This window comes from Serratia liquefaciens, assembly GCF_027594825.1.
Classification (GTDB): domain Bacteria; phylum Pseudomonadota; class Gammaproteobacteria; order Enterobacterales; family Enterobacteriaceae; genus Serratia; species Serratia liquefaciens_A.
The window spans coordinates 3,986,654-4,012,031 of record NZ_CP088930.1 but is presented as its reverse complement, the minus strand read 5'-3'; the positions used below and the strand labels follow the sequence as shown (position 1 = coordinate 4,012,031).

The 25,378-nt window shown below is 57.7% G+C and carries 24 protein-coding genes; 5 read left to right on the top strand and 19 right to left on the bottom strand.

Annotation, left to right across the window (positions count from 1 at the left end; translation table 11 throughout):
* Positions 1 to 7 precede the first annotated feature (7 nt).
* From LQ945_RS18370 to LQ945_RS18355, 4 genes are all read right to left on the bottom strand, one after another.
* Positions 8 to 694 (bottom strand): D-lyxose/D-mannose family sugar isomerase, encoded by a 687-nt coding sequence (locus tag LQ945_RS18370; RefSeq protein ID WP_270101429.1) that lies wholly within the window; start codon positions 692 to 694, stop codon positions 8 to 10.
* A gap of 62 nt (positions 695 to 756) precedes the next feature.
* The gene (locus LQ945_RS18365; RefSeq protein ID WP_270101428.1) at positions 757 to 1,701 is read right to left on the bottom strand and encodes an ABC transporter substrate-binding protein; all 945 of its coding nucleotides are present in this window, start codon (positions 1,699 to 1,701) and stop codon (positions 757 to 759) included.
* Positions 1,702 to 1,767: 66 nt separating this feature from the next.
* A complete protein-coding gene (locus LQ945_RS18360) occupies positions 1,768 to 2,757 on the bottom strand; it encodes an ABC transporter permease subunit (RefSeq protein ID WP_044548626.1) in 990 nt (329 codons plus the stop codon).
* 32 nt (positions 2,758 to 2,789) lie between these two features.
* Entirely contained in the window at positions 2,790 to 4,310 is a 1,521-nt protein-coding gene (locus LQ945_RS18355) for a sugar ABC transporter ATP-binding protein (RefSeq protein WP_270101427.1), read from the bottom strand.
* Positions 4,311 to 4,450: 140 nt separating this feature from the next.
* Here LQ945_RS18355 and LQ945_RS18350 point away from each other — a divergent pair, with 140 nt between their 5' ends.
* The 4 genes from LQ945_RS18350 to LQ945_RS18335 all read left to right on the top strand — a co-directional run bounded on the left by LQ945_RS18350 (position 4,451) and on the right by LQ945_RS18335 (position 9,010).
* Positions 4,451 to 7,063, top strand: coding sequence for an ATP-binding protein (locus LQ945_RS18350; RefSeq protein ID WP_270101426.1), 2,613 nt, complete (start codon positions 4,451 to 4,453; stop codon positions 7,061 to 7,063).
* A gap of 88 nt (positions 7,064 to 7,151) precedes the next feature.
* Positions 7,152 to 8,063 (top strand): recombination-associated protein RdgC, encoded by a 912-nt coding sequence (rdgC, locus tag LQ945_RS18345; RefSeq protein WP_020825435.1) that lies wholly within the window; start codon positions 7,152 to 7,154, stop codon positions 8,061 to 8,063.
* A 346-nt stretch (positions 8,064 to 8,409) separates the two neighbouring features.
* Entirely contained in the window at positions 8,410 to 8,751 is a 342-nt protein-coding gene (locus LQ945_RS18340; protein ID WP_044548619.1) for a hypothetical protein, read from the top strand.
* A 55-nt stretch (positions 8,752 to 8,806) separates the two neighbouring features.
* Positions 8,807 to 9,010 carry a hypothetical protein gene (locus tag LQ945_RS18335; protein ID WP_071827004.1) on the top strand — a complete coding sequence of 68 codons (204 nt, stop codon included), beginning with the start codon at positions 8,807 to 8,809 and terminating at the stop codon, positions 9,008 to 9,010.
* A gap of 98 nt (positions 9,011 to 9,108) precedes the next feature.
* On the opposite strand, the gene ppnP is transcribed toward LQ945_RS18335, so the two are convergent.
* The 14 genes from ppnP to LQ945_RS18265 form a co-directional block, all read right to left on the bottom strand.
* Positions 9,109 to 9,399 carry a pyrimidine/purine nucleoside phosphorylase gene (ppnP, locus tag LQ945_RS18330; protein ID WP_044548616.1) on the bottom strand — a complete coding sequence of 97 codons (291 nt, stop codon included), beginning with the start codon at positions 9,397 to 9,399 and terminating at the stop codon, positions 9,109 to 9,111.
* 211 nt (positions 9,400 to 9,610) lie between these two features.
* Entirely contained in the window at positions 9,611 to 10,288 is a 678-nt protein-coding gene (locus tag LQ945_RS18325) for an AroM family protein (RefSeq protein ID WP_262239307.1), read from the bottom strand.
* A 4-nt stretch (positions 10,289 to 10,292) separates the two neighbouring features.
* The gene (locus LQ945_RS18320) at positions 10,293 to 11,222 is read right to left on the bottom strand and encodes a DUF1177 domain-containing protein (RefSeq protein WP_044548612.1); all 930 of its coding nucleotides are present in this window, start codon (positions 11,220 to 11,222) and stop codon (positions 10,293 to 10,295) included.
* Between the two features lie 31 nt (positions 11,223 to 11,253).
* A complete protein-coding gene (locus tag LQ945_RS18315; protein WP_270101425.1) occupies positions 11,254 to 12,819 on the bottom strand; it encodes an OPT/YSL family transporter in 1,566 nt (521 codons plus the stop codon).
* 199 nt (positions 12,820 to 13,018) lie between these two features.
* Complete coding sequence (locus LQ945_RS18310) at positions 13,019 to 13,792, bottom strand: IclR family transcriptional regulator (protein WP_270101424.1); 774 nt, start codon at positions 13,790 to 13,792, stop codon at positions 13,019 to 13,021.
* A gap of 264 nt (positions 13,793 to 14,056) precedes the next feature.
* Positions 14,057 to 14,857, bottom strand: coding sequence for an energy transducer TonB (locus LQ945_RS18305; protein ID WP_270101423.1), 801 nt, complete (start codon positions 14,855 to 14,857; stop codon positions 14,057 to 14,059).
* A 5-nt stretch (positions 14,858 to 14,862) separates the two neighbouring features.
* Positions 14,863 to 16,194, bottom strand: a complete 1,332-nt coding sequence (locus LQ945_RS18300) for an HlyD family type I secretion periplasmic adaptor subunit (RefSeq protein ID WP_333482963.1) — start codon at positions 16,192 to 16,194, stop codon at positions 14,863 to 14,865.
* Positions 16,194 to 17,972: a type I secretion system permease/ATPase gene (locus LQ945_RS18295; protein WP_269934732.1), complete on the bottom strand. Its 1,779-nt coding sequence runs from the start codon at positions 17,970 to 17,972 to the stop codon at positions 16,194 to 16,196. Before LQ945_RS18295 ends, LQ945_RS18300 begins: the two co-directional genes overlap by 1 nt.
* A 72-nt stretch (positions 17,973 to 18,044) precedes the next feature.
* A complete protein-coding gene (locus LQ945_RS18290) occupies positions 18,045 to 18,611 on the bottom strand; it encodes a heme acquisition protein HasA (protein WP_044548605.1) in 567 nt (188 codons plus the stop codon).
* 84 nt (positions 18,612 to 18,695) lie between these two features.
* The gene (locus LQ945_RS18285) at positions 18,696 to 21,383 is read right to left on the bottom strand and encodes a TonB-dependent receptor (RefSeq protein WP_270101421.1); all 2,688 of its coding nucleotides are present in this window, start codon (positions 21,381 to 21,383) and stop codon (positions 18,696 to 18,698) included.
* 215 nt (positions 21,384 to 21,598) lie between these two features.
* Positions 21,599 to 22,552: a FecR family protein gene (locus LQ945_RS18280; RefSeq protein ID WP_262239300.1), complete on the bottom strand. Its 954-nt coding sequence runs from the start codon at positions 22,550 to 22,552 to the stop codon at positions 21,599 to 21,601.
* A 76-nt stretch (positions 22,553 to 22,628) separates the two neighbouring features.
* Entirely contained in the window at positions 22,629 to 23,129 is a 501-nt protein-coding gene (locus tag LQ945_RS18275) for an RNA polymerase sigma factor (RefSeq protein ID WP_044548599.1), read from the bottom strand.
* Between the two features lie 143 nt (positions 23,130 to 23,272).
* Entirely contained in the window at positions 23,273 to 23,473 is a 201-nt protein-coding gene (locus LQ945_RS18270; RefSeq protein WP_044548598.1) for a YaiA family protein, read from the bottom strand.
* Between the two features lie 46 nt (positions 23,474 to 23,519).
* A complete protein-coding gene (locus LQ945_RS18265; RefSeq protein WP_270101420.1) occupies positions 23,520 to 23,924 on the bottom strand; it encodes a nuclear transport factor 2 family protein in 405 nt (134 codons plus the stop codon).
* A 101-nt stretch (positions 23,925 to 24,025) separates the two neighbouring features.
* On the opposite strand from LQ945_RS18265, the gene LQ945_RS18260 reads away from it, so the two are divergent.
* Complete coding sequence (locus LQ945_RS18260; protein ID WP_420136139.1) at positions 24,026 to 24,784, top strand: helix-turn-helix domain-containing protein; 759 nt, start codon at positions 24,026 to 24,028, stop codon at positions 24,782 to 24,784.
* Here the strand turns inward: LQ945_RS18260 and LQ945_RS18255 are convergent.
* Positions 24,741 to 25,328: a TetR/AcrR family transcriptional regulator gene (locus tag LQ945_RS18255; RefSeq protein WP_269934729.1), complete on the bottom strand. Its 588-nt coding sequence runs from the start codon at positions 25,326 to 25,328 to the stop codon at positions 24,741 to 24,743. The two genes, LQ945_RS18260 and LQ945_RS18255, sit on opposite strands and share 44 nt — an antisense overlap.
* Positions 25,329 to 25,378 lie beyond the last annotated feature (50 nt).

Sequence of the window (25,378 nt, the reverse complement as noted above, 5' to 3'; positions counted from 1 at the left end):
CATCTCCTTAATCGATAAAGCGCAAGTACTCGTTACACAGCAACCACTGGGGCGGCTGATCCTCTTCGATCTGGCTAAAGCGGCTGAGCGGCGTCAGGAAGCGGTTATCGCTGTCGTCGTCATTCACCGTAGAGACCTCCCCCACCAGCACGTCGCCGAAACCTTCCTCGCCCCAAAAGCTGTGATAGATCCCCGGCGTCAGGCAGATGCTTTCCCCCGGCGCCAGCCGCAGGCGCGAACCGGCAGTATGGGTTTGTCGGCAACCGTCCAGGGTCACGCTCACCGGGCTATCGGCCAGCCCTTCCTGCGGATCGGCGTTATGCAGCTCGACGATCAGGTTGCCGCCACCGCGATTGATGATGTCTTCCCGCTTGCGCCAGTGGAAATGCATCGGCGTCACCTGCGCTTCACGGCAATGCATTATTTTCTCCGCATAGCATTTGGCATAAGGTCGACCGCCGGGCGAACCGTTTCGCAACGTGAACAGCGTGAGCCCCTTGTGAGCAAAATCATCGCCGCCGAACGCCGTGACGTCCCAACCCAACTTCAGGTCGAATACTTCCTGCCACGGCTGGCGATCGAGCTGACGCCAGACCGGCAGGCTAAAGTGGGCAAAGGGCGGCAGATGGACGTCGAAGCGGGCAAAAAAATGCTGGGTTTGTTGCAGAGTCTGGTTCACGGCGGAACGGTTCATATCGCCTCCGGAAGTGGGGATGAAATGAGGGGCCTGGCGTAGCAGACCCCGCCGATAACAGGTTATTTCACCGTCCAGCCTTTGTAGCTGCCAATATTGTTTTTATCGATCATGGTGACCGGGATCAGCACCGGACCGGTTGGTGCGGGTTTACCCTGCAGAATTTCGTAACCGATCTCGACCGCTTTGGCCGCCATCACCTGCGGATCCTGTGCCGGTGTCGCCACAAACAGCGATTTTCCGCCGCGCTTGAGCGCCTCTTCGCCGTCCGGCGATCCGTCTACGCCAACGATAAAGAATTCGCTGCGCTGCGCCTGCTTGGCTGCCAGATCGGCACCGATCGCCGTAGGATCGTTAATCGCAAATACGCCGTCGATCTTCGGATTGGCCGCCAACAGCGCGGTCATGATCTCCAGCCCGCCTTCGCGGCTGCCCTTGGCGTTCTGGTTATAGGACAGCAGCTTGATCTCCGAGTGTTTCTTCAGTTCGGTCATGCAGCCTTCCACCCGGTTCTGTACCGCGGACACCGGTGGGCCATTGATGATCACCACGTTGCCTTTCTCTTTCAGGCGATCGCTGATGTATTTACAGGCCATGGCGCCGGCCTGGGTGTTGTCCGAGGTGATGGTGGCATCGGCACCTTCCGCCGCCACGTCCACCGCCACCACCACGATGCCGGCGTCTTTGGCGCGTTTTACCGCCGGGCCGATCCCTTTGGAATCTGCGGCGTTCAGGATGATCATATCCACCTTGGCGGCGATAAAGTTATCGATCTGCGCCACCTGCTGACCGAGATCGTAACCGCTCGACACCAGCGTCACGTTAACCTTGTCACCGGCCAGTTCGCGCGCTTTCAGTTCCGCACCCTTGGTGATCTGCACAAAGAACGGGTTGGCCAAATCGCCCACCGTCACCCCAATCGATTTCAATTCTTTCGCCTGCACCAACGAAGCGCTGCCGAGTGCGGCGGTAACCAGCAAAGCGGTAATCAATGGCTTGAAACGCATAGTGTTTTCCCCATTATTTTCTGAGATACGAAAAACCTGCCCCGGTGGGCGTCGGTGACGGATAAATCAATGTTGATAATTGCGGGTGCGGTACTTATCAATCAGCACTGCTATGATGATCACCGCTCCTTTGATCACCAGTTGCCAGAAGTAAGAGACGCCCATCAACGTCATGCCGTTGTTCAGGGTGGCGATAATCAACGCCCCTACCAGCGTACCGGTAATGGTACCGATGCCGCCGACGAAGCTGGTGCCGCCGAGAATGACTGCGGCGATAGCATCAAGCTCATAGCCCATGCCAAGGTTACCGTTGGCGCTGTACAGCCGCGAGGCGCTCATCACTCCGCCCAACCCGGACAGCAGGCCGCTCATGCCATAGACAAACAGCAGCACGGCACCGACCTTGATCCCGGTCAGGCGCGCCGCCTGCATGTTGCCGCCTACCGCGTAGATATGAACCCCCAGCGTCGTGCGGCGCAGAATGAACCAGCACACTGCAATCACCGCAAAGGCGATAATCACCAACCAGGGGATAGGCCCCAGGTAAGCGTTGCCGATCCATTCAAAACTGATATTGGAATTGATGATGGTGGTGCCGTCCGCCAACAGATAAGCGGCACCGCGCAGCGCGGTATAGGTGCCGAGGGTGACAATAAACGGCGGCAAACCAGCGTAGGCCACCAGAAAACCATTAAACAGCCCCATGCCTAAACCGGCCAGCAGCGCCAGCGGGATCGACATTCCGGCCATGCCTGGCATCAGTGACACCGCCATCGCTACCACCGCGGTGGTGCCCAGCATCGAACCGACCGAAAGATCGATACCGCCGGTCAGAATGATAAAGGTCATGCCCGCCGCCAACACGATGTTAATCGACGCCTGCCGGGCGATATTCAGCAGGTTGGCATCGGTAAAGAAGTTTGGTGCGACAAAGCCGAAAACCGCGACGATCAGGATCAATATCGGCAAGATACCGACGGTTTGCATCATATCGCCCAACAGTGCCCGTTTCAGCGTCGGATTTTTTGCGCCTGGCGGCAATGGATTCGAAGTCATGGTCGGCTCCTTGAGCGTAGGGATGGAATTATTCATGCGGTAGTCGCCTGCGGCTGGGTGGCGTCAACGCCGGTGGCCAGCGTCATGATGTTTTCCTGGCTGATCTCATCGCCGCTCAGTTCCCCGACGATGCTGCCTTCGTGCATCACGTAGACCCGGTCGCTCATGCCGACCACCTCAGGCAGTTCGCTGGAGATCATCAGGATCGCCACGCCTTGCTGCGCCATCTGGCTCATGATGCGATAAATCTCGCTTTTGGCCCCCACGTCCACGCCGCGTGTCGGTTCATCGAGGATCAGGATCCGTGGGCCAATGGCTACCCAGCGTGAAATCAGCAGCTTTTGCTGATTACCGCCGGACAGGCCGCCGGCCCGCACCTGAGCATGTGGCACGCGGATATTCAGCAGGCCGATAGCGTCGCTGGAAATACGCTGCGCCTTGCGGCGATTGAGCAGTCCATAGCGGCTGTCGCGTTCCAGCGTCGCCATCACGATGTTTTCATGCGCGGCCAGATCGAGAAACAACCCCTGCTCCTTGCGGTTTTCAGTGAGAAAGCCGATGCCCAGAGCAATGGCATCGCGCGGCGAGTGGATACTGGCCAGTTTGCCGTCGATCTCCACCGTACCGCCGCTGGACTTGCGCACGCCGAAAATCAGCTGCGCCAGTTCGGAGCGGCCGGCGCCCACCAGCCCGGCAAGGCCGACAATTTCACCGGCGCGGACCTGAAGGCTGATCGGCTTCACCTTTTTGCCGTCAGTCAGGCCGCGCAGCGTCAGCCGAGGTTCCCCCACCGGGATGCCCTGTTCCTTATTGAACAAGTCGCTCAGCGGTCGCCCCACCATCATGCGCACCAACTCGCTGGCGGACAGCTTGTCGCGCATCAGGCTGCCAACATACTGACCGTCGCGCAGCACGCTGACGCGATCCGACAGCTCGTACACCTCCGCCATGCGGTGGCTGATATAAATGATTGCCATGCCTTCATCGCGCAGCCGTTTGATCAGCTCGAACAGTCGATGCGTCTCGCGTGAAGAAAGCGCCGCCGTAGGTTCGTCCATCACCAGAATGCGGCTGTTACGGTGCAGCGCACGGGCGATTTCCACCTGTTGCTGCTCGGCGATGGTTAATTTCATCACGCGATCGCCGGCGCTGAACTGCGCCCCCAAACGATCGATCACCTTCTGCGCTTCCAGCAACATCTGTCCGCGTTTCACCAGGCCGCCACGTTGGATCTCGCTGCCCAGAAAAATGTTTTCCGCCACCGTCAGATTCGGGGCCAAATTCATTTCCTGGTAAATCAGCGTGATACCTGCCGCCAGAGCATCTTTTGGCCCTTTGATGGCGAACGGCTGCCCATCGATAATAATTTCCCCGCTGCTGGCGATATAAGCGCCGGCCAATATTTTCATCAAGGTACTTTTACCCGCGCCGTTTTCACCCATTAGCGCGTGGATCTCACCGCGATACACCGTCAGGTTGACGCCCTTGAGCGCATAGAACTGACCAAAACTCTTGGCGATGTTGTGCATTTCCAGAATCGGGGTCGCGCTCATCGTCATACCTCTGGTTGCGGTTCGGATGGCAGCAGTTAACCACGCATAAATAAATGCAAAATGTCAGCGCTCGTTCATCTTTGTCATATTGTTAATGGGACGGGGATTTATACTGCGAACAGTCAGTTACGGGGGATTCGATGCGCAGACTGCCTTTCCTTGCCGGCGCGCGTGGGCGCCTGTTGATGTTCAACCTGCTGGTGGTGGCGGTGACGCTGATGGTCAGCGGCGTGGCGATCTTCGGTTTCTACCATGCGGGCAAGCTGCAGGAACAGATGCAGGCGCAAACCCTGGCAGAAATGAACGGCAGCATGGCGTTGAGCCGGGATACCTCCAACGTGGCGACCGCGGCTATTCGGCTCTCGCAAGTGGTGGGTGCTCTGGAATACCAGAGCGAATCCGCCCGGCTGAAACAAACGCAGCTGGTGCTGCAAACCTCGCTCAGCCGGCTGGCAGACGCCCCGTTGGCCCACAGCGAACCGGCACTGGTCAAGCGCATCATTAGCCGCAGCAACGCGCTGGAAAGCAGCGTAACCCGCATGCTGGATCTGGGACACCAACGGCATCTGCAACGCAATATTCTGCTCAGCGGGCTGTATCAGTCACAGAGTACGCTGCGGCATATCGCCACCCTCAATCAGCGCAATAATCTCAACCAGCCCTCGCAGCCGCTGCTAAGCCAGATCGACCGGCTGCTGGCGATCGCCATACAGACCCCAACCCCCAAGGCTGCGGCCCAGCAGCTCGACAGCGTTATGGCCTACTGGCCGCAACACAGCCCGGATGCCTTGGTAGACGAGAAAATGCGCCAGTTTCGGCTCAGCGAACAGCGCCTGCTGCCCGAAACGCTGGAGCTGGAACAAAGCGACCTGGCCCTAGCCTATTACACCTACCACATCAAAGCGTTAGTCGCGATGCTCAACGACGATATCAACCTTTACGTGCAAAAGGTGGCCAACGAGTCGGAGCTGCGCACTCACCAAACCCATAATGAGCTCAGTTCCATCAGCTGGTTTATCGGCCTGTTCGCGTTGCTGGCACTGGTGATTACCGGCTTCGCCGGACTGTATATCTACCGCAACCTCGGCTCCAACCTGACGGCAATCGCCGGCGCCATGACGCGGCTGGCGCGCGGCGAACGTGACGTCAGCGTACCGGCGCTGCAACGCCGTGACGAACTGGGCGAACTGGCGCGCGCATTCAACGTTTTTGCGCGCAACACCGCCTCGCTGGAACAGACCTCCCGCCTGCTGAAAGAAAAAAGCACCCAGCTGGAAACCACCTTTCTGGCGATGCGCGACGGTTTTGCGCTGTTTGATAACGACGGTCAACTGGTGGTGTGGAACCCGCAATACCCCCTGCTGCTGGGACTCAACGAGCACCAGCTGCACCGCGGCCTGCACTACCGTGAACTACTGCAACAGGTTACGCCACCGGCGGGTCAGCGTTGGGAGGCGGTGCTGGCCAACCTGTCGAGCGAACTACCACAGCCGCAGGAACTGCGCCTGAGCGATGGCCGAACCGTAGAGCTGCGCTTCAGTCCGGTACCTAACCGTGGCGTGGTCAACGTGGTGCTGGAACGCACCGAGCGCAAAGCGCTGGAAGAAGCGCTGCTGCACAGCCAGAAAATGAAGGCGGTCGGCCAGCTCACCGGCGGCCTGGCGCATGATTTCAACAACCTGCTGGCGGTGATTATCGGCAGCCTGGAACTGACCACTCAACAAACCCAGGACGCACAGACCGAACAGCGCATCCTTCGGGCGCTGAAGGCCGCCGAACGTGGCGCACAGCTCACCCAGCGGCTGCTGGCATTCTCGCGCAAGCAGGCGCTGCATCCGCAGGCCATCACGCTGCAGGCGCTGGTGGAAAACCTGCAGGAGCTGTTGCGCCATTCACTGCCCAGCACGCTTTCGCTGAGCATCGAGGCACAGCGCCCTGGCTGGCCTGCCTGGATCGATGCCAATCAGTTGGAGAATGCGCTCATCAACCTGGTGGTCAACGCTCGGGATGCGATGGAAGGCCGCAGCGGCGTGGTGAATATTCGCATCTACAACCAACGGGTAGTGCGCAGCGGCGGCAAAAAGCAGGACATGGTGGCGCTGGAAGTGATTGATACCGGCTGCGGCATGTCGGAAGAGGTGAAGGCTCAGGTGTTCGAACCCTTCTTCACCACCAAGGCGGTAGGCAGCGGCAGTGGGCTGGGGCTGTCGATGGTCTATGGCTTTGTCCGCCAGTCCGGCGGCCGGGTACAGATTGAAACCACACCGGGCAAGGGCACGCTGGTGCGCCTGCAATTGCCGCGAGCGCCGACGCCAGCGCCAGAGGAAGCGCCTTCGCCCGCGCTCGAGGAAAGCCTGAACACCGACAATCTGGTGCTGGTACTGGAAGATGAAAACGACGTTCGCCATACGCTGTGCGAACACTTGCACCAGCTCGGCTACCTGACGCTGGACAGCGCGGACAGTCAGGAAGCTTTGGCGCTGCTGCGCCAGACACCGGATATAGACATACTGATCAGCGACCTGATGCTGCCGGGCGAACTGGACGGTGTGCAGGTGATTGGGCTGGCGCGAGAGATTAACCCACGGCTTACCGCCCTGCTGATCAGCGGCCAGGACATCCGCCGTCAGCACGAAGAAAATCTGCCAAACGTTGAACTGCTGCGTAAGCCTTTCAGCCAGCGGCAACTGGCGTTGGCGCTGCAACGGGCACGGTGTTCAAACGCGGACGGCGACGCAATTCGGAGGGAATGAGGCGATTTTTCGCCTCTGATTCGTTATTATGCCGCCCTGCTTTTGATGAATAAGCGTGCCAGGTGCACGCCCAGCCAGGGATAACATTATGCTGTGGTTTAAGAATTTGATGGTTTACCGTTTGAGCCGCGAAGTTGCGCTAAACGCGGATGAAATGGAAAAACAGCTCAGCGCTTTTGCTTTCACCCCGTGCGGCAGCCAGGACATGGCGAAAACCGGCTGGGTCTCCCCGATGGGCTCCCACAGCGACGCATTGACGCATGCGGTTAACGGCCAGATCGTCATCTGCGCACGTAAGGAAGAAAAAATCCTGCCGTCACCGGTCATCAAGCAAGAGCTGCAGGCCAAAATTGAACGCCTCGAAGGCGAGCAACACCGCAAACTGAAGAAAACCGAAAAAGACGCGCTGAAAGACGAAGTGCTGCACAGCCTGTTGCCGCGCGCCTTTAGCCGTTTTAACCAAACCTTTATGTGGATCGACACCGTCAACGACCTGATCATGGTTGACGCCGCCAGCGCCAAGCGCGCGGAAGATACCCTGGCGCTGCTGCGCAAAAGCCTGGGCTCTCTGCCGGTGGTGCCACTGACCATGGAAAGCCCGATCGAGCTGACGCTGACCGAATGGGTGCGTTCCGGTGAACTGCCGGCCGGCTTTATTATTCAGGACGAGGCGGAGCTGAAAGCGATTCTGGAAGACGGTGGCGTGATCCGCTGCAAGAAGCAGAACCTGATCAGCGATGAAATTGCGGTACATATTGAAGCCGGCAAGCTGGTTACCAAGCTGGCAGTGGACTGGCAAGAGCGCATTCAACTGGTGCTGGCAGATGACGGTTCGTTGAAGCGTCTGAAGTTTGCCGATACGCTGCGTGAGCAGAATGACGATATCGATCGTGACGACTTCGCCCAGCGTTTTGATGCCGATTTCATCCTGATGACCAGTGAGTTGGCGGCGTTAATCAAAAACACCATCGAAGCTCTGGGTGGCGAAGCCCAGCGTTAATCCCACCGTAAATACCAAGGGCTCTGCATGCAGAGCCTTTGATCTACTGCACCATTCTTTATCAGGGACACATCCGAATCCTCCAGTAACCGATATAAATTGAGCTAACTCTCTCATCCTTATAACTGCCAATTTTTTACATATATAATCAGCGACCAAACATTTAAAAACATATCAATCAGTGACTTATTTACCTTTCAACATTCCTTTTTAGTACAACCATTAACTGCCTTTTATTTTTCTTTTACCCACCCGTATTGATCTAGACGGAAAAACAAGCTATCTGTAAATAGCCTCACACACCAATATATATTCATATCAATCACATCATGAAAAGGAATTATTTATGAAAGTTATTGATTCATCGATGCTTGACTCTATTTCTGGCGGCCGCGGGAATAATGGCGGTGACCGGATTGACAATAGTAGCCGGGCTAATAGCGCAGGCAAAACGGCAGCTGCAGGGGCAGGAGCCATAGCAGGGGGGTACATCGGAGCCCTCATTACCGGGCCCGGAGCACCTCTGGGGGCCGCTCTTGGGGGTTGGATCGGTGGTATTATCGGCGAAGCTGGTTATAATGCCGCAGTAGATGCAGTAAATGATCCCCGGAATAATGGCGATAACGGACGTGGTGCTTTTGGCGGAGACAGAAATAAGAATAGTGTAAACGGTCAATGCCATTGGTAAGTAGTTACATGAGGAGAGATTGTAATCTCTCCTTTTTAGGTAAAAGGGATTCATTGTGAAAAAAGAAAGAATAAGAAGATTGGCATTTATATCAGGAGTTTCTTTTTCCACTTATTTAATCGCAAACATCAGGATACTTACTTTCCCAGCATCATTAATAAAAGCATTTCTTGCGTCTATTATATTCACATTAATTTATGCATTTCTTTCCAGCCGTCTTTGGAAAAAATATGTTTTAAAAATAAAAGATGATGAATGACCGCACCTTCTACCGCAGCGCGCTCACTAATATCTCATTTTGTAAGACGTCTTAGGGCTCTGCATGCAGAGCCCTGATTTATCACACTGGGGCGAAAATTATTTGCTTAAATAACGGCACAGATAGGCGGTTGCATCGGCAACCTGCAGGTTGAACTCACTGTGGCCCGGTACGAAGAATTTCTCACCCGGCATAAACACCTGCCAGTCCGGTGAGCCCGGCAGCAACACTTTCAACGCGCCGGTAATCACGGTCATTTCTTCCGGCTGGGCGGTGCTGAAGGTGTACTCTCCCTCTTCCATGACACCGACGCTGGTAAGGCCGATGCTGCTACTATCGAAACCGATAGACTTCACTTTTCCGGCAAAATACTCGTTCACTTTCAGCATAGACTGACACCCGCGTAATCAACTTTATGGGAAAACCATATTGGGGGATTGCGGTTGATCTGTCACTGGTTTTTCACGCGAAATGCGATCGCGACGCAGAGTAAAATTCTGCCGGGCAATTGCCCCTCAGCCAGCCGTCCTGGTTCCATTCGCAAAAAGGCGCAGGCAAGCCGCAGACATTCAGCAAAATAAGATTTTATTTGCTTTTTATTCAGTTAATTAGCTCAGCCGCTAACTTGGCAACCAGCACATTGGACAACAGCACCGGTATTTCAAGCCGCGCCTGCAGGAAATCGCGATGCTGACGGTGATAGCCGATGCAATCCAGCACCACCACCTGCGCCCCTTGCCGCTGCAACTCACTTGCCGCCCGTTCCAGCGCCACGTCGTCCGCCAGATAGGGACTGGCCACGGCGAAACAGGGCGGCGTCGCCAGCCGTTGCCACTTGCCGGCTTGCTGGCTGATTTGCTCCGCCACCGGTACCACAATGCCGACCCGATGCTGGCTGACAATGGCGGAAATCAGCGGTGGAATAATGCGATCCGGCTCCAGCAACAGAGCACGTTCGGCGTGCAGTCGGCCAAATTCTCCGGTGCACAACAGCAGGATCACCTCACAACCTTCCGCTTCCAGCTCACTGATTTTCTGCTGCAGCCCCTGCTCAACCCGCGGGGCAGCCAGCTTCACCTGCGTGCCGTCCAACAGGCGTGAAACCAGCACCTTCTCACCGGCCATAGGGGCGTAGCCTTGGGCAATCTGGCCGAAGCTCAGCCCATCCAACAGCCCGACATGCCTCACCTGATCCGCAGGCAGATAGGCCGACAGCAGCGGCATGATGTCATTGCGCGGCGCCTGGCCGATAGTCAGCGTGGCAAATGAGGCATTCATCCGGTTATTTCCTTTTTTGCAGGTGGCTGAGGCTGCCGTACAACGCCAGCAACTGCGCGTACTCATCGGTCTGGTAAAAATGGCAGGTACCGCGCCCGAACTCTTTCGCCACTTCCACCGCGAACTTCACGGTCAGCGCAATATCCACCTCATGGCTGGCCCCGGTACCGCAGCCCGGCACCACCGACTCGGTACAGATCGCTACGCCAACCACCGGCGCAGAAGTCGCGGTAGAAGGTTGCAGGATGCTGTTCAGGTGATGCACCCCATTGCCGTACGGCGTAATGTCCTGCGTGGTGATCGGGAACGTCACCGCCGGACGCCCGCTGGTCATCTCCATAATCCGCAGCAAATCTTCCGCCACCCGCAGGATGTAGCCTTCTTTCACCGTCGGCGACAGCGCGTAACCTTTGTGGTTGATGATGCGGTTGCCTTTGGTGGTATCGATAGACAAGATCGCGTCGGCTTCCGCCACCACTTCATTGTCGTTCATCGTCACGTCGTCGATCGGCGAATCCATAAAATCCACCGGATCATGCGGACGGGTTGGGGCATCAGGACAAATATGGGTGGTGATGATGACATCCCCCGCCAACACATCGCCCTTGCGCTGCATTTCCGCCAGCTTCAACGCGCTGGCAATCGCGGCAATCGCCCCGTCGCCGTCGGACACCAAACCGATGCGCGTAGGCCGCGCACCGATGCCGCCCAACCGGCCGACAATGCCCAGGGTTGGCGCATCCCCACCGCGTTTTTTACCGGCGCTGCCGGGGATGTCGATTCGCACGAAATCGGTGGCGCCTTTCGGTCCGCTGGCACGTAACGTGCTGGCTCGAATGCCGGGATAAGACGCAAACAGATCGACGACATCCTGACCGCTTACATAAGCATTATCTATTAATTCAAAAACCTGCAGCGTTTGTTGCAAACTCATAATCGGCTGACCTCACAATTTAACCGGGGGGTTATTTCCCTTTGCTGGAAAAAATCGAATTGAAAAAGTTGTACAGCGCGTCGCCGGCAATGAAACCGGCCGCCATGATCTCCATCGGCGTGCGGCCCTTGTCGCCCCAGCGGCGGATAATCAGGATGCGCAGCGCAATGCCAAGGAGAACTGCCCACCCGGCCAACGCGTTGTTGATCAGCAGGCCCGTAGCTAACAGCACACCGAGCTGGCGTTTGGGTCCGCCAATCAGCTGCACAATGGCCCCGGGAATGGCCCAGATCAGCAAGCTGAAGGCAATGCCCGGCTGCGCGCCCGCCTCGATGGTTTTGGCGTACACCCGCGCTACCGGTGGGATCAGGTCCTGCAGGAAGTAGCTGCTGTAAGCGAAGTACACCACCGGAATGGCAATAACAAAGGCGATCAAGGCGGCGAACAGTTGAATGCGACGCCCCAGCAGCTCCTGCTGCAAATCTTTGCCGTAGCCGCGCAGAATAAAGCCGGCTTTCAGATCAAACCCCATGTCGGCAAACGCCGGGCCGGTGGCGGCGGTGAACCCGGTCAGTACGCACAGCGCCACCGGCGGGAAACCAATCAAAATACCGATAATCAGGGTGATCAACGCCACCGCAAAGGCCGGGAACCAGCCAGAGTGCATCGCGGCGATACCGACAATCAGCTCATGCACAAAGGCGGCGAACGCGGCATAAATCACAAACAATACCAGCATGGTCAGTGACATCTCGCTGTACAGTCCGCCGGCCAACGCCAGCAATGCAGCGATGACGACATAGCCAACGGCTCCCAGCCCCAGCGCCTTACGCACTTCGCTATCTGCCTGGCTGTAACCGGCCGCGTCGACGTTTTTGCTGCGGATCACCTGCACCACCTGGATCAACGCCACCAATCCGGCGCCGACCATCACCCCATGAGGAATAAAATGCGCATTGATGTCGAAACCCGCCATAGGTTCTGCGTAGGCGCGCAGCAGCAGACCGACGCCAAACATTCCCAAAGCCCAAATATTGCCAATGAAGGCGGTGCCGAAGGCCGCCATCGGGATTTTAAGCATCGACCCGGCGATACCCACCACTACGCCCACCACCAGTAACCAGGCCTGTTTGCCCCCACGATCGCCGGCCTTGATGGCTTCCGCCGCCGCAACGCCCGGCGGCCAGGCGTTGGCGGCAGGAAATATTTTGGTGTCAAACATGCGATACAGCAGGTAGGCGTCAAGCAACATTGCCACGGCCACACCGCTGAACATCGGCAGGATCAGCTGTGGCTGCCCCATCACATAAGGCACGGCAATGGGCATCAGCAATGAGTTGGCCGCGCCAAAGGTGGCGGAGGAGATCACCGTTTGCGCCAGGTTTTGCGTATGCACCGACCGGTAACGCTGAAACATCTGCAACGGAATTCGCGCCAACAGCATCGCAAACAGCGCGCCAATGATTGACGTGTTGGGCGTCACGCCCAGCGTGGTGATCAGCTGTACGCCGATGATGGCGCCGACGATGGACAGGATCACCATCACCAGCAGCGTACCTATATCTTTCAACGGATTTATGGTGGTATTGGGTTTCATAAAGTCATTTCCCTGAATATTCGCTGACGCTGGACAAGGGGCATTTTTTCGGCGCAGAGCGGCCGTCACAGTTCCGATATTTGGAACTGTGCGTTGAATTAATAATTTATTGCCCCTTAATCCCAAGTTAAATAATCAATAAATTCCCTGGTGTTGGCTTTCATTAATTATTGGGTGGTGGCGGAATTATTTCAGTGCGTTATTTGATCTGTTGCCAATAATCATCACCGAATTTTTCCGCCAATTGCCGGGACACCGTCATCAATGCCGCCAATACGGCGGAAGAAAACGGTTGTTCATCCGCTTGGGTAGCAAAGGACAAACAGAGCCCTACCGTCTCATTGCGGTGCTTGTTGATCACCGCCGTCGCCAACGAACTGATGCCCTGCAGGGTTTCGTTACGCGCCAGCGACCAGCCCTGCCGCCGAATCTGCGCCAGCTTGCTCAACAACGCATCCGGCGATTGCGGGGCATTGGGCGAAGCCACGCGGTAACCCGCGGCATAGCGCGCAATAGCCTGTTCATCACTGTCACGCGCCAAAATTGCCCTGCCTACCGACGTTTCCGCCGCCGGTGAACGGCTGCCCGCCGGCGTCACTACCTGGAGGAAATGACGGCCCGGGAACATGCGCATCACCATGATTTCCTGCCCCTCGAGCACCGAAACATAGCCCGTGCAGCAAGTCTGTTGACTGAGCTGCACCATGCTGGCCGCCACGCTGTCCACCAGCGGCGTCGACAGATAATGGCTGGAAACCGATAGCAGCAAGCGACCGATTTTGTACAGCTTGCTGTCGGGATCGCGCTCCAACATGCCCTGCGATTCCATGGTCTGCAGCAGGCGCGATACGGTACTTTTCGGCAGCGCCAGTTGGTTCACCACATCGCTGAATGAAATACCGGGTTGCCCATGCATCATCCGCTGTTGTGAAAATAACTTTAATACCGCTGCGGCATTTTCCAAGGTTGTCATGGCACGCCTTGTTCCACTATATGGAACTTAGTTCCTGTTTGATAATAAGAAACTAAAACCCGCACAACTTATCGTCAAGCAGTTTATTTTTTACGCCGTGGAAAATTAAAGAGAATGATGCTTTTGAAAATAAAATAGCGGACAGATCGCCAAAGTCATAGCGGGAATTAATTTGCACATGTACTTAAGCTATGGGAAATATCAGCACAAGCTGCTGAAAACGTCATTCACCAGAGCAGGCAAATAGGCTTTGCCGCCCCAGCATCAGAAGCGAGCGTTATGCAGACTGAAATCTATCGGCATGGTTAATTCCACCACGCCGTTATGGAAAGTGTCGGCCGGCGGCGTAGGTAAAGGTGAAGCGCGTTTTACCAGGGCAATAATTTCACGATCCAGTGAAGGCAGGCCGGCACTGCTGACCAGTGAAACCGCCAGCACGTTGCCCTGCCGATCCAGCGTAAAATTAACCCGCCCGATACCCTGACGCTTCAGGCGAAGCGCGTCTTTGGGATAACGTTTAAAACGGTTGAGACGGCTATTAATACGGCTACGCCAACTGTCTTCACCTGCCTGCGAATAAGGCGTCAACTGAGTTTGCGGCGCGGCAGTCCGATTGGTATTCCCCGGGGGCGGCGCACCGGCGTTTTGTTCGAGAGCCGGCGGATGGCTTTTCACCGCCTCCTGAGGCGGCTTCGGTTGCGCGATCCTGCGCGTTTTTTCAATCGGTTTAGGCACCTTCTTTTTTACCGGCGGCAGCGCAATACGCGGCTGTGAGCTCTCGGGCAACTGGGGGAGCGACAAGGGTTCTGGCAGCGCCGATGGCTCAGGCTCAGGTTGTGACATGGCCTGCCCCGGCGGCGTACTGTCGGCCGGAGCCGCCTGTGGCGCTTCGGCAAACACCATCATCACCGCCGGCGTCGGCATCGCCGTCGGGGCCTGTCGATTTTGCCATTGCCAGAACAACACCGCGCCAAGCAGGTGCAGTGCGAGCACCACCAACAGGCTGCGTCGCCACGGCAAGGCTTGGTGGGGCGCGCCAAACGGCAACGTCGGTTGCGAGACCACGAGACTCACTCTTCCGTCAATGCCAGATGCAGCCGATCGGTCAGCGGCTTGAACAGGTAGTTCATCATCGAACGTTCACCGGTGCGGATAAACCCTTCTACCGGCATGCCCGGGCGGATCTCCAGCCCATTAAGCTGCTGCAGGCCTTCCTCGCCGACCTTGGCCCGCACGTTGTAGTAGGGAGCCCCGGTTTTCTCATCGTTCAAGCGGTCAGCGCCGACCAAGGTCACCTCTCCTTCCACCCGTGGCGTGGTGCTTTGGTTAAAGGCCGAAAACAGCAGTTCGACCGGCAGCCCAACCTGTACCTTGTCGATCAGCTCTACCGGAATATGCGCCTCCACCAGCAGGCCCCGATCGCTGGGCACAATCTCCATCAGCTGTTGACCCGCGCCGATCACCCCTCCCTCAGTGAAGACGCTCAGCCCCACCACCGTCCCCGCCACCGGTGCCCGCACCTGCGTATGACCGAGATCTGCCTCTGCCTTGGCCAGCCGATTGTCCAACTCGTCCAGCTTCATCCGCACATCGGCCAACTGGCTGTTCACCTCTTTCTGATATTCTTCTCGCCGTTGGATGCTCCGCAGCTTCAGCTCAAGAATTTGCCGACTTAACCGACCGATATTGCCGCTGTCCTCGGATGCCTGACCGTCAATTTGCGCTTGCTGCCCTTCGAGATCCAACAACCGGTTACGCGCCACATACCCCTGCGCCGCCAGCTTGCGCATACCGTTCAGCTGTTCCTGCAACATGCCTTTCTGCCGCTGCTTACTGGCGTAAGATTGCCGTAGGCCAATCAGCATGGCCTGCGAGCCGGCGATGCTCTCTTCTATAGCCGCAAGCTCACTGCGCAATGCCGCGCGGCGGCTGGTGAATAATTGTTGCTGCAGCAGCATCAGCGACTGGATCTCCGGTTGCGCCCCCTGCTCCAGCAAAGCGGCGGGGAACTGCACCTCACTCAAATCACTACGTTCAGCCTGTAGCCGCGCCTGCTGCGCGATGTTGGCCAGATGCTGGCTGCGCAACGCATCGCGCTGGGTCCGGCTGTCGACGGTATCCATCAGCAATAACACCTGCCCGGCGCTAACCCGATCGCCTTCGTGGACGTTGATTTGCGACACCACGCCACCGCTGGGATGCTGTACCGCTTTACGATTGCCGGCAACCACCACGCTGCCGGAAACCGGCACCCCTTTGTCCAGCGGTGCTAACAGCCCCCACAGTAAAAAGCCGCCAAACCCCAGCAACACCAACCAACCTCCGAGGCGCAGATGCCGCCGTTCGTCAAACTGCAGAGCTATTGCTTCAAGATCCTGGGAAATGGCTGTCTGATGACTCATCATTTACGCTCACCGCTGGCCGTTTTGGCAAAGTTGGCATAACCGACGTTAAACCCACCGCGGTGCCCGGCATTCGCCGGTGCAACAGAGGCGACGGGCGCAAAGCCGGGCAATTTATTCAAAATGGCAGCGCTGGGGCCAAAGTGCTGCACCTGCCCGGCACTCAAAACCAGCAGCTTGTCAGTCGCCGCCAGGATCGCCGGTTTATGCGTTACCAACACCACCGTTGCCCCCTGCTGTTTCAGCGCAACGATCGCCGCCTGCAACGCCTCTTCCCCTTCACGGTCAAGATTGGCGTTCGGCTCATCCAACACCAGCAAGGCCGGCGAGCCATACAACGCCCGCGCCAGCGCCACCCGTTGACGTTGGCCGCCGGAAAGGCCACTGCCCCCTTCGCCCAGTTCGGTTTCATAGCCTTTGGGCAGGTGCAAAATCAGTTGGTGTACCCCGGCTAACGCGGCGGCGGCGACCACCTTTTCGGCGTCAACCTGACCAAAGCGGGCGATATTCTCCGTGAGCGTACCGGCAAAGAGTTGGATGTCCTGGGGCAGATAGCCGATATAGGGCCCCAGCGACTGCCGGTCCCACTGATGGATGTCCGCCCCGTCTAACCGCACATCACCGCTCAACGGCGCCTGCGCAGCCACCAATTGCCGCATCAGCAAGGTCTTGCCGGAGCCTGAAGCGCCGATCACCCCCAACACTTCACCGGCTTCCAGACGAAAGCTGAGGTTATGCAGCACCGGCGTACTGCCCCCCGGGGCACAAGCCACCAGTTGATTGACGCTCAGTTTTCCTGTGGGAGCAGGCAGCGGCAAGCTTTCCGCCCGCGTCGGGTTGGCCGCCAACATCACTTCCAGCCTTTGCAACGACTCTCGAGCGGAAGACCACTGCTTCCAGGCGCCAATCAATTGGTCAATCGGCCCCAATACCCGGCCAATCAGGATCGACCCGGCTATCATCATCCCGGGTGTAATATCTCCATTGACCGCCAGCAGCGCACCACACCCCAGCATCAGCGATTGCAACGCCAGCCGCACGGTTTTCGACCAGGCGGAGACCGTGGCGATTTTCTCGCTGGCGCGATTTTGCAATAGCAGAAACTGCTGATGTTGACGTAGCCAGCGCTGGCGCAGGGCGGTCAGCATGCCCATGGCGGCAATGGCTTCGGCATTGCGCAAATTGCCGTTGGCCTGTTGAGTGGCGCTCAGGGCGACCCGGCTGGCCTGCGCCAGAGGTACCTGCGATACCCGTTGGTTGAGCCAGGCCAACAGCACCAAAATGATCACCCCAACGCTTGCCAACGCGCCAAGCCAGGGATGCAGCAAGAAAACCACCAGCAGATAAACCGGGAACCAGGGGGCATCAAAGAAAGCGAATAAAGCATTGCCGGTAGCGAATTGCCGCAGATGGGTGAGATCGTTCAATGCCTGTCCGGCCAACGGGTTGCCCGTTTTTAGATTGGTTTCAAAGGCGGCGTTATACACCCGCTGGTTTAAACGCATGTCCATCTGGGCGCCGAGGCGGATCACCACCTGGCTGCGTACCCACTCCAGCAGGCCCATAAACAGATAAAGGCCGACCACCATCAACGTCAGCATCGCCAACGTCATGCGATTACCCGAAGGCAGCACGCGATCGTAGACTTGCAGCATATACAGTGCCGGGGCCAGCATCAGCAGGTTGATCACTGCGGTAAACAGCGCGATGCCCCAGAATCCGCGCCGATACGCGGCCAGCACGCTTAACACTTCTCCGCGCCTGACGGCGTTTTTCATGATGTTTCCCATAGGTTAGAACCGATAAAGCGCCCGCCGGGGCTCCCTGCACCGGCGGGCAAACGACCTGAATCAGGCCGCCAGCAATTCCGGACTGTCGGCGTGCTGCACGCCCACCGCCGTTGCCGCCGCCACCTGATCGAAGGTGGAATTGACGTTCAAACCGTAGTCGTCGAGGATGCCGTTCAACGCGGTTTCCAACGCGCCGGTGTCGCCGGACATCAGGCCGTAAACTACCTGGTGCACCACGCCCTCGTGTCCTTGCGCCTGCAGGCTGCTGAGGTTCAGACCACCGAAGCTCACGTCAGGCACCTGAATGTTGTACGGCGAAGCCCCGCCGCCGCTCAGACCGTCACCGAATGACAAGCCATCCAGTTGGCCATACAGCGTGTGCGCCGGCTCGTTAAACAGCGTGTAGGTCAGGTTGCCTTCCGCGACGAAAGAGGTGAGGCCATTGGCGGTGCTGGTAATGGCATATTGGCTGCCGGACAGGCTGCCACCATAGAAACCGCCGCTGTTGGAGTCGGTGACATTGCCGTTGGTGTGGTTGACGTCGCCGAACGCCGTAGACCACTCGTTCAGATAGTCATGAATGCTGTAACTGCCGAAACTGCTGTCATAATTTACTGAAAATGCCATTTCTCTATCTCCATTGATTAACGGCGCCCCTTGCGGAGCGGCCCTTGTGCTCAACGATGAGCAACGCCCTTTTACTGCTACTGCTTAAAAACGGTATTCCACGCCCCCCTGCACCGTACGGCCACGCCCCAGGGTATTGGCCAGGGTTTCGCCATAACTGACGACATAGGCGCGGTTGGTCAGGTTTTCCACCGAACCGCGCAGGGTCAGGCTGTCGGTCAGCTTGTAGCTGGCGTACAGGTCAAACAGGGTGTATTTCGGCCAGTCGGCCAGATACGGGTAGTTGGTCGGCACCGAGCTGTCTTGATAACCCGGCGCAAAGCGCACGGTGACCCCAGCGTCCAATTTGCGATCGAAAGCGCGACCGCCCAACGTGACCGAGCCGCGATCCCCCGGCAGGTAGGCCGCGGTGCCAAACTGTGAACCCCCGTCGCAGGAGACATAGTCATTGCTCATTGGATCAGGCTCCATGTAGTAGTTGCCCGGGCCTACCCCTGCGCCATAGCGCAGGCGGTTGCCGAGCCAGGCATTTTTCGAGCAGAAGTCGTTTTTGCCGATCATGTGGGTGTAGGTCAGGTCGGCGTAAAATACGCCGGCGTCATAATTAAGCTGGTATTCCAACCCACGGAAACGGGTCTTCGACAGGTTATTGACGTAGGCCGCGTTACCGATGCTCGGCTGCACCAGCCCCGGCTTGTCACGGTTAATCGCCAGATTGATGTAGTTGTCGACCTTGGTGTCAAAGTAGGCCACCTTGGCCACCAGGCGATCGCCGTTGAAGAACAGATCCGGCTGCTGTACGTTGAAACCGACTTCCCAGGCGCGTGAACGTTCGGCCTGCAGAAAAGGGTTGGGGTATTGAGTGGAAGAACTGTGAGCGCTGCCGTTGGTCAGCGTTTCGGTGATGGCCGGCGGGCGCCAGGATTTGCCGTAGGTGCTGTACAGTTCCAGCCACTCGACCCCAGGGCGCACGGCCACTGCCAGCGTCGGTGAAAGCTTGCCCTCATCGCGATCGACGTTCCACTCCTGATGGGTAGTGGTGGCCAGGCAATTACGCAACCGCAATTGCTTGCAAGGGTTGTCGATAGTGTACGGGAAATCAGCATAGCTGAGGCCCGTTTGGCCACGCAGCCGATAGTGGTCATAACGCAACCCGCCTTCCAGCGTTAGCCAGCCGTCATAGTCATAGGTCAGGTTGGCGAACAGGCTGCTGACCGAGCGGTTGCCGGCCGGCGTTACCCCATCCATCCCTTCGCGAGAAGAGTCGCTGGTGGCCTTGTCGTAATACCCTTCCAGACCATAGTTGGCGCTAAAGTCATGGCCCGGCGCCAGGCTGAAGCGCGAAGTATTCTGCACCTGCACGCCATAAGTGCGTAGCCGGATGCGGCTGTCATAGCCGTTGTTCAACAAGGTGCCGGTGCCGTACGTGTCGCTGTCATCCTGGGTATCGACGTAATACAGCTTTGCCTGAAGATCCAGCCAGCCGACGTCCTCCGGCGCCAGGCTGTAGTCCAGCGCCGCATTGCGCGCCATCACTTCGCTGTAGCCGGTACTTTTCCAGCCCAAATCATAGGGCGGCGTGTTACTCAGATTGGTTAGCGTGCCGGCGATCGGCGACGAGGTTTGAGTTTGCAGATAGCTCAGTTGTACACGCTGATTGGCCGGAAGATTCCAGCCCAGCTTGGCAAGCCGGGAATGCATGCGGTAGTGAGTATCGGGGATCTTGTTGTTTTTGATGTCATGGGCGTAACGATCGTAATTCCCGGTATCGTTATTGATGCGAATGTTGCCGATGCTGCCCTTGTTGCCCGGCCAGTAATCGCCCAGGTGACGTTCGCTGGCGGCCAAAAGGATATCGCCGGTTTCATTGCCCAGCGCCAGCACGCTGCTGCCAATAAAGTGGGTGCCGTTATCGCCGGTGCTGGCGTGCAACTTGCCGCCCAGCTCTTTGCCCGGGGCCAGGAAGTCGCTGGCGCTGACGGTGTTGAAGGTCGCGATCCCGCCCAAGGTGCCCGCGCTGCCCATCCCCCCGGTCGTGCCCTTATCTATGGTGACGCCAGACAGCAGTTCAGAATCGATGTACATGGTGCCGTTGCGCTGGCCGTGGCCGCTTTTCTGGAAGTTTTGGCGCATGCCGTCAATGTTCATGTTCACCCGACCATAATCCTGAATACCGCGGATATTGACCGACAGTGCAGGATCCTGCTGGCTGACGCTGGAATAGGTACCGCTGGTTTGCTCCAGAATATCGGCCGCGTGGCGCGCCGGGCGATTATCCATCTGCTCGCGGCTGATCACGCTGACCGAACGCGGTTCGTCATAAACCCAGTCATTGGGAGTAAAGCCGCCGGTGCCCACGACCGTCAGGCTGTCCAGCTCCAGCGCCCCCTGGGCGCCCACCGTTGCCGGTAAGCGGCTCAACACAATCTGCCCCTGCGGTTGCAGGCGAAAAGCCACCGGATTACCGCCAATCAGGCGCCGCATGCCCTGCTCAACGCTCATGTTGCCGTTCAGCGCTTCAGCTTGCATGCCGTCGAGCTTTATATCGTCAAAAAACACCTGCATCCCGGCCTGTTCGGCAAAACGCAGCATGGCGCTTTGCAACGGCTGGGCCGCGATACTGAAATTTTTTTGCTGCGTCGCCTGCGTGTTGGTCGCCGGGACCGGCGCTGCGACGGCAGTTAACGGCTGTGATAGAACCATCGCCGCCAACGCGGCGCGTACCGCCGTGGTCAGTTGGCTGGCCGGTGTTGCTGCCCTGAGGTTAAACATGGTGTGTGCGTTCCGCCCTGAAAATGTCAAACTTAGTGATAATGGAAATCAATCTCGTTTAAACATAAGGACGTTCCGGGGACTAAAAACCCGTAAAGATTTTTTACAAAGAATGAAAAATAAAGGTTAAAACGGGCACCAGGCCCGTAATATCAATCGGTTAAGAGTTTGGAAAAAGCCAGGGCGCCCCGGGGGTGAAACGCCCCCAAAGGACGTCAGTAGAGAAGCGTTATGCCGGGAAGGGTTAGCTGATCGGCGGACAACTCCTGACGGATCGCCTGCATTGCCCCGTCGAGATTGTTCAACGCAAATACGCCGCTGACTTTCCGCTGCTTAAGCGTCGGGTTAAGCACCACCACATTGGTGCGACGATAACGGTTAAGCTGCTCAAGCGCCTGCGCCAGCGGCTGACGGTCGATCACTAACCAACCTCGCCGCCAGGCATCGTCGGAGGTTTTTTGCCTGGTCAACTGCAGCGCTTGCCCTTGATAATGTGCGGCCTGTCGCTCAGCCACCACCAACGAGCGTTCGCCCCCCTCCAGCGATACGCGCACGCTGTGCTGATGGACGCTGATATCAACCCCTTGCGCCACATGCGCCACGCTGAATTCGGTACCCAACGCCTGAGTGACGCCATTATTTGCCTCTACCCGGAACGGGCGCGTTTCGCTGCCGGTCACTGGTGCCACGGTAAAATAGGCCGCTCCGCTCAACAGCCTGACCTTGCGTTCACTCCCGCTGTAAGCCAGCGCAATGGCACTGCCGCTGTCGAGATCTACCTGGCTGCCGTCCGGTAGCGCGATCTGACGCACTTCACCGCGCAGGGTCTGATAGTCCGCCTGCATATCAATCCACCAGCCGGGCCCGCCATAAACGCCAACGGAAACCGCGATCACCACCAGGGCAGCCACCGCCCAGGTGCGCCATATGCTTCGCACCGGGCGCTTCAGCTCGGCGACTTTCGGTTGCAGCCGTTGCCGCTGTGATTCGGGCAATTGGCCCAGCGCCGCCCACAGCTGCCGGGCCTGTCGCAACGCCGCTTCATGCTGCGGTTCACTGGCCAACCATGTGCTCAACTCGCGCTGGTCTTCAGCAGACAGCGGGCCTTCGGCCAGGCGCACGGCCCAACTGGCCGCCTGTTGTCGCACCTGCGCAGTAAGCTGTTTCATGATGGCGTAGACCCCTGTTTTGTCTGGTTATAGAGTAAGACGTCTGAACGCGGATAAACCCGTAAAAAAATTGTCATTATTGTGCATCCATCCGTGCCATCAGGATTTCCAGCGCACCGGCCAGATGTTTTTCCACCGTGCTGAGCGACACGCCCAGCTCCGCCGCCACCTGCGCCTGGGTCAACCCCTCAAGCCGATTAAGCCGGAAGATTTGCTGCGTGCGCACCGGCATCGATGCCAGTGCCTGTTGCAACAACAGCAGCATCTGGCTATCTATCGCCAGCTGTTCCAGAGCCGGTCCGCCGGCGGGAAGCTGTGCCAGTACGTCATCTTCGACCAGATCGGTCTGCCGACGCTGCTGCTGCCGGATATGATCCAGCATCAGATTCTTGGCCGTTTTATACAGGTACGCCTCAATGTCGATAATATTGCCCTGCGGATACAGCTCAGTCAGCCGGGTAAAACTTTCCTGAGCCAAGTCCGCGGCCAGCTGTGGATCGCGCAGTTTGGCGTTCAAATAAGCTTGCAATGGCCGCATGTGGCGTTGAAACAACGCCTGCAACTCGGAATTGGACATCTCTTTTCCCAGAAGTGAAACACCCAATAGGGGCGATAAAAATCACACAAATGATTATCATTATCAATAAAAGACTGGAAAATAGCGGCCATGGCGGGCAAAACAAGAAACCGGCTTTACGCCGGTTTCTGAGGGAGAAGTGATTAGTCTTCCAGCGCAGGATCCTCATAGCGATGCTTGGCATCCAGCGCCTCCTGCTCGGTTTCGTGCTCACTGAGCAGCGTATTGGGCTCTATATCATCGGTGCGCACCTCAAAACGGTGCATATGCAAGCTGGGATCGCCTCGGTCAACGGCGACCACTCGGGCGGTTCTCGGATAGCCAGGTCGGTTATTTTCGCGCATGCTGATCTCCCGTGTTATTTCACACAGCTAAGTATAGCAGCGCGATTTATGCCGACATGCGGGACCCCAGATCGCGATCGGCACGATCGCCTTCCAGCAACTGCGTCAGTTCATCGCAGGCGCAGATTTTGCCCTCACGCACGGTGAAATGCGCCAGTACCTTAACCCGACTAAGGCTGCCATCGCGCTTTTCCACCCGCACCCTATGGTGTGTCAACACCCAGTCATCCTGCCCGGCAATGGCGACCATCTCCAGCGTCATGCTGCGAGTCAATTGCTTGAGCAGCGCCATGTGTTGCACAAACTGCATATAGTCCAGCGCCTTGCCGTCCACCTGTTGGCGGTAATCCGCACTGAAAAGCTCGGCGATCAGCGCCGGCTGGTGTTGCGGGGCGGCGACGACCTTTTGCAAGGCATCGAGCACCAGGGTTGTGGGGGTTTTCGGGGTCATGGTCGATCTCCAAAATTGAATGACGCGGAGATCATAAAACGAACAAGTCATGGCATAATAACCACACCAAGACTTTTTATACCGTAAATCGGCCAATCATTATGATCCTGCAAAGCCAGCGACTTTGGCATGAGAAAAAACACCTGACGCCCTGGCACCAGCATGCCAGCGGACAAATCTACCTGTTGACCCATGGCATGATGGCGCTGGAAACCCGGGAGCGGCAGTGGGCGATGACCGCCGGCAGCATCGGTTGGCTGCCACCCAACTGTGCGCACCAGGCGCTGGCATGCGGTAACGTCGCCGGCTGGAGCCTGTATCTGCCGGAGTCCTGCTGTGCGACGCTGCCGACGCAGCCGCATCTGAGCCCTGCCTCCGCATTGATTCAGGCGCTAATGGAGCGCATAGCTTCTTTTGCCGGACATAAGCTGGCTCCGGCGCAACAACGCCTATTGAGGGTCTTGTTGGATGAGATTTCTGTGGAACAGAGCATACCGCTGCAGTTACCGCTACCGCAGGACGCCAGGCTGTTGAAAATCGCCCGTGCCCTGCTGAATGAACCCGCCAGCGAGCGTACCCAGAGTGACTGGGCCGCCTGGGCCGGGCTGAGCGTGCGCACCCTCAGCCGCCGTTTTATCAGCGAAACCGGTGTGACCTTTGCCCGTTGGCGCCAGCAAGCACGGGTGATCCGCTCGCTGGAGCCGCTGTCGCGCGGTGAATCGGTCGGTCGAATCGCCGGCGAATACGGTTATGACAATGTCAGCGCCTATATTGCCGCCTTCCGTCAACGTTTTGGCACCACGCCTGGGCTATATTTTAGTCAGCGTCAGCCGGCAACAGCGCCTGACGCGTCGCGTTAAGAAACTGTTCTGACAACGCATCGCCCTGCGTTGCCCGCGCCAGCGTCAGCGCTCCCACCAGCATCGCCATCTGCACCAGCGCCTGCTGGTGTCGTTGAGGTTGCTGTTCATCTGGCGAAAGCGACTCCAGCCGCGCCAACATGGCTTTCACACCGCTCAGGTAAGCCTGATGCACCGGTTTATCCGCCTCTTCGCGCGCCACATCAGCAGCCAGAGCGGCAACCATGCAGCCTTCGCCCGGGCAGTCGCGGTGCCTGACATTCAGATAGGCATCAACCAAGGTCTGTAAATTGTGCTGATCGGGCTGACGGCTGGCGGCTTCCCAGCGCTGAGCGGATTCCTCTACCGCCCTGCGGCTGGCCACCGCCGCCAGTTGGTCCTTGGAGCTAAAATGGCCATAAAACCCCCCGTGCGTCAGCCCCACGGCCGCCATCAGATCGTTAACGCTGACGCCATTGAGGCCGCGTTCGCGAAAAAGCTGTGAAGACACCTGCTCAATCGCCTCGCGATTGCGCTCCATCTGCTGCTTTGAAACCCGTGCCATGGCGTTTTCTCCTTATCAATCAGGCATCATCTTAGGCTATCCACCGACAG